This window comes from Euzebyales bacterium (genome assembly GCA_036374135.1).
In the GTDB taxonomy this organism is placed as follows: Bacteria; Actinomycetota; Nitriliruptoria; order Euzebyales; family JAHELV01; genus JAHELV01.
This window is the reverse complement of the sequence record DASUUK010000029.1, coordinates 1-6,765: the sequence shown is the minus strand read 5'-3', so window position 1 is coordinate 6,765 and position 6,765 is coordinate 1. Positions and strand designations below refer to the sequence as shown.

Annotated in this window: 6 protein-coding genes; 4 read left to right on the top strand and 2 right to left on the bottom strand. The window is 69.0% G+C overall.

Annotation, left to right across the window (positions count from 1 at the left end; translation table 11 throughout):
• The first annotated feature begins 985 nt into the window (after positions 1-985).
• The 3 genes from VFZ70_04155 (at position 986) to VFZ70_04145 (ending at position 3,219) form a co-directional block, all read left to right on the top strand.
• Complete coding sequence (locus tag VFZ70_04155) at positions 986-1,906, top strand: SDR family NAD(P)-dependent oxidoreductase (GenBank protein HEX6254984.1); 921 nt, start codon at positions 986-988, stop codon at positions 1,904-1,906.
• A 380-nt stretch (positions 1,907-2,286) separates the two neighbouring features.
• Positions 2,287-2,619: a hypothetical protein gene (locus VFZ70_04150; GenBank protein HEX6254983.1), complete on the top strand. Its 333-nt coding sequence runs from the start codon at positions 2,287-2,289 to the stop codon at positions 2,617-2,619.
• A 150-nt stretch (positions 2,620-2,769) separates the two neighbouring features.
• The gene (locus VFZ70_04145; GenBank protein HEX6254982.1) at positions 2,770-3,219 is read left to right on the top strand and encodes a hypothetical protein; all 450 of its coding nucleotides are present in this window, start codon (positions 2,770-2,772) and stop codon (positions 3,217-3,219) included.
• A 133-nt stretch (positions 3,220-3,352) separates the two neighbouring features.
• Here the strand turns inward: VFZ70_04145 and VFZ70_04140 are convergent, their stop codons facing one another.
• Positions 3,353-3,787 (bottom strand): pyridoxamine 5'-phosphate oxidase family protein, encoded by a 435-nt coding sequence (locus VFZ70_04140; GenBank protein ID HEX6254981.1) that lies wholly within the window; start codon positions 3,785-3,787, stop codon positions 3,353-3,355.
• A 1,010-nt stretch (positions 3,788-4,797) separates the two neighbouring features.
• Between VFZ70_04140 and VFZ70_04135 the strand changes: the two genes are divergently transcribed.
• On the top strand, positions 4,798-6,285 hold the full coding sequence (locus VFZ70_04135; GenBank protein HEX6254980.1) for an aromatic amino acid ammonia-lyase: 1,488 nt from the start codon (positions 4,798-4,800) through the stop codon (positions 6,283-6,285).
• A gap of 260 nt (positions 6,286-6,545) precedes the next feature.
• Here VFZ70_04135 and VFZ70_04130 read toward each other — a convergent pair.
• Positions 6,546-6,765: hypothetical protein (locus VFZ70_04130; protein HEX6254979.1), on the bottom strand; the 220-nt coding region annotated here is incomplete at its 5' end.

The window sequence follows — 6,765 nt, the reverse complement described above, 5'->3', positions numbered from 1 at the left end:
TGTTCGACGGTGGCGCGGTGCCCACGAACGTCACACTCCTCGAACCGCCGGTAGCCGGTCCGACGGGCACCGTGTACCTGCGCTACGGGCTCGCCGATGGCACGCCCGGCACGGGGGACATGAGCGCACCCGATCGCGGTGTCGGGCGCGACGACTGAAGCCGCCCCCGCGCGCAAGGTTCGTCCGCGACGTCGGCGATGAATCCGCCAGGTCGGAATGCCTCGCCAGAGGGTCGCCGCCGCGGGATCAGCTCAATGACCTCGTCGGCCCGCTTGGTCCCGGCGTGGGTGGTCAGGGTGCGGTTCTTCCCGATCGCCAGGACGTAGGACATGCCCAGCCGACGGCACGTGATCCGCAAGCCGGGGTCGGCGCCGTAGACCTCCTCGCCTGCGACCCATCGGGACGGAGCCCCGGCCATCAGGGCGGACTTGATCACACCCGACAACCAGCTCGCCGAGAAGCTGCACGCCTACACCCGCCGTTACAGCGGCGAACCCAGCAGCCGGGCACGTGACCTGTTCGACATGCTCGTCATCGTCGAGCAGATCTCATTGCCCGACGGTGCCACGGTCACGGCCGCGGCGCGTGAGATCTTCCGCCCTGCGGTCGACGCCTTGGCCACCGCGACTCCACGAGCCGCCGGACGACTGGGCACAGCCATAGGCGACCCACACCGCCACCCACGCCCTGCGCCGAACAGACGAGCCTGGACGATGCGCACACCGCCGTCATGCACTTCTGGGACCCGTCCTCGACGGTGCAGCCGATAGCGCGTCCGTGCGGTGGGATCCGACACGCTGGCGATGGATCACCGACACTTGACGCAGCGCTCTTGGGCCAGCCCCAGTTGTCCGACCTGCAACCGAACCTGCAACCGACGTCGCGACCAGGCACGCCGACGGCTCGATCATGGTCCGTCGCAGTCGGGGCGTCGGCATCTGTGGATGGTGGCACTCGAGACGTGCAACCGTCGTACGCTGCCTGCATGGCGAGGCATCCACAACTACTGGCCCAGCAGACCGGACGCACCATCGTCGTGACCGGCGCCAACAGCGGCATCGGTTTCGAGACGGCCCGCGACCTCGTCGGACGCGGCGCGCACGTCGTTCTGGCGGTGCGCGACACCGCCAAGGGCGACAAGGCCGCGGCGAGCCTCGCAGGGCCGGGCTCGACGAGCGTTGTCAAGGTCGACCTGTCCGACCTCGACGACGTCGCGCGCTGCGCCGAGACGTTGCTCGACCGCCATGACCGCCTGTCCGCCCTCATCTGCAACGCCGGCGTCATGGGCGGGCCGTTCCTGCTGACCTCGCAGGGCTTCGAGCGGCAGATGGCCACCAACCACCTGGGTCATGCCGCGCTGGTCGTCGCACTGTGGCCGCTGCTGGACGCGAGCGCATCGCGTGTCATCGTGGTGTCGAGCGGCGAGGCGCGCCGCGGGCAGCTATCGCCGCAGACGACCCGGGAGCAGCTGCTCAACCCGATGCCGTACGACGGCAAGCAGGTCTACCGCAACACCAAGCAGGCCAACCTGCTGTTCGCGCAGGAACTGCACCGCCGCTGCGCCAAGGCCGGTTCGCCGGTCAGCGCCGTCGCTGTGCACCCGGGTGCCGTCGCGACCAACCTGTTCGCCCGTCAACTGGAGCGTGCCGGTCGGGACCGGCTGGCCTCTGTCAGCAAGGTCGTCACGACGGTGCTGCTTCCGTCGGCCGCCGCCGGCGCGTTGTCCACGTTGCGGGCGCTTGACGCCAGCACGCCGAGCGGCGCCTTCGTCGCCCCCGCCGGGTTCGCCCAGCTCCGTGGCCCGCCGGAGCTCGTCGACGTCTACGCATCCGCGAGGGACCCGGCCACGGCCGCGCGCCTGTGGGGCCTCACCGAGCAGGTCCTCGGCAAGCCCCTGCCGGTTTGATCATGTCGTGACGTGCGCGGTCAGTTCCTGCAGCACGTCCCGCATGAACACAGCTGCAACCATCCGGTGACGTCGGTGTAGCCGATGTCGAGAAGCACGTCGACGTTGTCCCGTAGTGTCCGGTAGGCACGGGACCGATCGCCGAGTTGGAACGCCATGCGCGCGGTCGCTGTCTGGATTACTCGGTAGGTCCCTGCGGGGAGCTCCATCGTCTCTGCCTCGGTGAAGAAGCGCACGGCGTCCTGGTGCCGACCCTGGTACTGCGCGGCATACCCTGCAATCCGAGCGAGAAGTAGCGCAACGCCGGTGGACCCCGCAGCCGGTGTCGCTCCGCCAGGTCCGCCACCCAGGCGTCGAGCTCGGCAAGGCGCCGAAGCGTCATGAGGGACGCCGCCACGCCCGACACCTCGATCAGATCATCCGCAATGGTCCTCGCCGTGCTGACGAAGCCACGCGATGGCTGCCATGGACACCTCGTGCGAGTCCTTCCCAACCTCGGCGAGGTTGCCTCGTTGAAGCGCACGACGGGAAAGGCCGGCATGGCCGTGTTGCCGCACGAGAACCCTCGACCGCTTCATAATCGCGCCGAGCGGCCGAGGCTCGCCAGGGCTGCGCCGCGTCGGCCGCCGACGGCAAAGTCGGCCGCGTCAGCATCGGCCGCGCGCCTGTGGGAACTCAGCAAGCAGGCGCTCGGCGCGCCGCTACCGGTCTGACCGCACGTCGCGCCGCGCTCCTCGTCCGCGGGCGGACGCGGCGTGCTGGACGCGCGGCGGCCATCCGCCTTCGCCTCCCGACGACTTGCTGGTCGCACGGTTCGGTACGCTGCTGGTGGAAGCAGCCACCGCGTCGCACAGGAGACTCCGTTGAGTCCTGAAGGTCACGACACCGAAGGACAAGCTCAGGTCCAGTTTCAGGGTGACCCGCTGCTCGCCGGCCTGGTCAGGGACGTCAACGATCGTGACACTGACGATGGGCTCAGCATCACGTTGATCGTTGGCGGGGCGATCGTGTCCGGGAAGCTGGGTTCGCGCACCGCCTACAACCGAGCGTGCATGTGGCATCTCGATCAGGGCGCCGAGCACGACAACGCCGAGATCAGGGCAGTGTTCCGTTCGGATCAGGAAGCTGGCGAGGCCGCGCCGTCTTCGTGGCCTTCATATGTGCATGTGAGGGATGTGCGGTTCTTTGATGCAACGGGCGCATCTGTTCCGCGAGGACGTCATTGGCCGTCGGTGTGGTGGCGGGGCTGCATCGAACGCGTCGACGGGTGGACGCTTGGAGAACTGCGCGCTGACCAGGGCGAGGAGGAGTGACCTCATGCCTGGGGTCGGTAGCCGGCACCATCAGCAGCGGGCGGCGAATCACCCGTGACCGCCGGTCGCACAGACACCACGCGAGCGCCACCGCAAGATGACGACGCGGGAACGACCCCGGATCAGGGGTCCGTCAGAGGAAGCGGCGGCCGGCCAATGTTGAGACGTCCATGCGCAGGTAGTAGGACCCTTGATCGTCTGCCCATGGCCGGAGCAGCGACTGACGCACCTGGGCTAACTCGTCCTCATCGGTGAGGGTGCGCAGGCGACCGTAAGCCAACACGCTCCAACCCTGCTCTCGTGCCTCTGGTGTATGTGACTCCGGTACCTCTTCGACATGGTCGATCTCGAAGGTCACCTGCCGCATCTCCAATGCCGCGAGCAGGGTGCTGCCGGGCGCGGTGTGGAAGTAGATGAGCGTGCCGTCGGCGATGTAGTTCATGGGGAACACGACGGGTCCGCCGGCATCGACGAACGACAGCCTTCCGACCCGCGGCCGGTCGGTCATGAGCAGGTCGAGGCACTCCTCGGACGAGAGCTCGTTCATCGACGTGCGTGTGCGCAACATGGCTGCTCCGGGCTGTCGTCGGATTCGTTGCCTCGTCGAACTGGGCGAACAAGACTCCGGGACCAGTGTCGTGTCGGCCCTCAGCAGTTCCAGCGCGTCCCCAGCGAGGTAACCGTCCAGTGTAACGCACACCACCTGTCTATCGGTCGTCCACGGTGAATTGACAGATCCCGGCGGCAGGTGACGCGCGTTTCCCGACGTTGCGAAGGCGTCCTGTGAACACCTCGGGAGCATCTACCCCGACACTCGGGTGTCGGCGTCGCAACGTCGCCGCGACGTCGTCCGGTGATCGTCGTCGGTGCTCCAAAGCGTTCGAGGAAGTGTCGCTCCGCCGCCTCATCGTGATCACCACGAGGTTCGCGTCGGCTGGCAAGGGCCTGGACGGATCCGGGTTCGTGGTGATGTCCCCATTGCGCGCGGTGGCACCCACGTCGCAACCGGTCTCGACCGACACGGCGCATTGCATCAGGGAGCGCCCGACGAGCACGTCGTACAGGCGGGTCGTGGTACCGGCCATGGGATCGCAGTATCCAGCACCGTGCATCGAGATGTCGCGTGCACGCGCCCTCGACGGCCGCCGGGACGACGCTGACGCCGGGCCGGCTGCGCTCCGATCCGGAGGGCGACGACCAGGCGTCTGCCCGATGGTTGACGCCCCCGGACATCGCCCGTCAGACTGACCATGCCCCCGTCGACTGGTCTTCGTCATGGCGACGTCACCTGGTGACCGCATCAGGCGCGTTGTGTTCCAGCGCTCGGTCGAGCATCGGACCTGTACGCACGTTGCGGCCCCCGGCGATGTCACGCCGTCGATCGAGCACGGCGAGCACTGGGCATGGTGCTACGCCGACGGGGCCTACCTGCCCTCCATCGATGGCTGACCGTCGCCCCCCGTCAGGAGCCCCTGCCAACCACCCGCGCGCCCGGTGGTACGGCTGCCCTCTGCGATCCGTCGGACACCGCCTCCGCGACGCGGAGCAGGACACCCGGCGCAGCGGCGGGAGCAGACCGTGACCACCGTCACCATCACCGCCGGGCCGTTGTCGCTCGAGGACCTGCTCGCCGTCACACGAGGCGCGAGGATCGAGCTCGGGCTGGAGGCGCGAGCACGCATCGCGACCAGCCGAGCCGTCGTCGACACGGCGGTGGCCCGTGGCGACCCGATCTACGGCCTGACGACGGGGGTCGGCCACGGGAAGGACACGAGCCTCTCAGCCGACGAGATCAGCGCGCAGCAGCAGATGCTCGTCATGACCCACGCGGGCGGCGTCGGCCCACCGCTGTCGACCGAGCTGGTCCGCGCGGCGCTCGCGGTCCGGCTGAACGGCATCGCCCGGGGCGGCTCCGGGGCAAGCCTCGCGGCCGCCGAGGTGCTGGCAGCGATGCTGAACGCACGGGTCCACCCCGTCGTGCCGGCAACCTCGTCGGTGGGCGCGGGCGACCTCGGCGCGATGGCTGCCATCGCGCAGGTCGCCGTCGGCATGGGACGCGCAGAGCACGACGGGGTGGTCAGCTCGGGTGCCGACGCCCTCGAGCACACGGGCATCACGCCACTCGAGCTCGGGCCCAAGGATGGCCTGGCGTTGATCTCGGCGAGCGCCGTGTCCATCGGCCACGCCGCGGTCGTCGTCGCCAGGGCGGCCGAGACCGCGGCGGACGCCGATGTATCCCTCGCCCTGTCGATGGAGGCAGTCGGTGCGAACCCGTCGATCATCCATCCGGCGGTGGGGCGTGCAAAGGGACTCGACGGTCAGACCGCAGCGGCTGATCACCTGCGCGAGGTGCTCGCCGGCAGCGGCGTGTTCGCGCATGAGGTCGCGCGCTCGGTGCAGGACGCGTTGTCGTTCCGCGTCGCGCCCCAGGTGCACGGGGCGCTGCGCGAGTACGTCGCCACGGCACGCCGTGCGGTCGAGACCGAGCTGAACGCGGCGAACGACAACCCGCTCGTGTCGGTCGCAGATCAGACGCTGATCAGCAACGGCAACTTCCATCCGATGGTGCTGGCCATCGCGTTCGACGCGCTGCGCGTGGCCATCGCCCACGTCGGGCAGATCAGCGAGCGTCGCATGAGCCATCTGTGGGACGCGTTCTTCGGTCGCCTGGCCGAGGGCGGCGTGCCATCGACTGGCGGCGGGCCGCCGCAGCTGGTCGGTCTGGCGCTGCGCTATCCGGCCGCCGCCGTGATCAGCGAGCTCACGCAACTGGCCGCACCGGCGACGCTCGACACGCCACCCCTTGACATCGGCGTCGAGGACCATGCCACCGGTGCCCCGCTCAGCGTACGCAAGACGCACGAGGCGCTCGACCTGCTCGACGACATCCTCGCGATCGAGGTGCTGCTGGCGGGCGACGTGCTGCGCGCCCTGCCGTCGCTCCCGTCGTTGGGTGGCGGTACGACGCCGGTGATGGCGATGGCCACCGAGCTGGTGACAGCTCCCGGGCGGCGGTCACCGGATGACATCCATCGCGCGCTGCGGGCCGGTTTTCCGCGCCACTGACGCCTGGCGCGTCAAGGGAGGCAACGGCCGACCTCACCCCGGATCTCGAGCACGATGCCGGCGCGGGAGGCCGGTGCTGAGCGAGCGATCTCCAGACGTCGCCGGCCATCGCCGACCACGCGGGTCAGGTGGGGTTCGCGACGCAGCGATCACCTCGTCGGTGTCGCCGTCAAGGAGGCGTCCAGCACGACGGGCGCCGGTTCACCCGTGGCCATCTGACCCCCATCCGCGCCCGTCGTGACGGCTGCGAACGCGTGCGTTCAGCCCGGGGGCTGCGGTGTGTACATCACTGTCTGTACGCGGATCTGGCCATCCTCTGTGAACACGAACGTGTCGGTCCCGTCCTCGATGCGGTTCTTGGCCGAGTCGGCCGTCCACTCCAGATACAGGATGTCGTCTTCGAACACGACCTTCGGCAGTTCCCACGAGGCATCCGGCACGGTGTCGATCAACTCCACGAACGCCGCACGTACACCGTCG